General features: G+C 76.1%; 1 pseudogene. It reads left to right on the top strand.

The window, feature by feature from the left end:
- Positions 1–590, top strand: a pseudogene (locus NBZ83_RS32525) (hypothetical protein); the annotation flags it as partial.

Genomic DNA, 590 nt, shown 5'->3' on the forward strand with positions numbered 1-590 from the left:
CCCCCGTCGCCCACGCCCTGGTCGTCGCCGGCCCGTGCATGGTCGCCGCCTGGGCGCTGGGGGGGTTCTACTTCTCCCTCGGCCCGAGCCTGGCCCGCCTCGTCGCCGGCTCGCACTGGATCGTCCTGGGCGGGCTGGCCCTGCTCTGCCTGGCCGCGACCGCATCACTGACGATCATCGCCGTGCGGGCCGCCGCGCCGCGTTCGGTGATGTTCCTGGGCACCGTCGGCCTGCTCGTCGGCGTCGGCGTCACCCTGCTCGCCGTCGCCACCCACTCGACAGCGGCGTTCTTCGTCGGCACCACCACCGCCGGGATCGGTCTGGGCGCCGGGTTCCAGGGCGGGCTGCGCACCCTGCTGCCGCTGGCCGAGGCCCACGAGCGCGCCGGCGTGCTGTCCACCGTCTACGTGCTGTGCTACCTCGCCCTCGGCGTCCCCGCGGTGATCGCCGGCGCCGGTGATCGCCGGCGCCCTGGTCACCACCGGCGGTCTGGCGCGCACGTCGGCGGAGTTCGGCGCGGTCATCATGGCCCTGGCCGCCTTCGCCCTCGCCGGCCTGCTCACCCTCACCCGCCACCGCACCCCCGCCCC

The sequence above is a fragment of the Frankia gtarii genome (assembly GCF_025403375.1).
Taxonomy (GTDB): Bacteria; Actinomycetota; Actinomycetes; order Frankiales; family Frankiaceae; genus Frankia; species Frankia gtarii.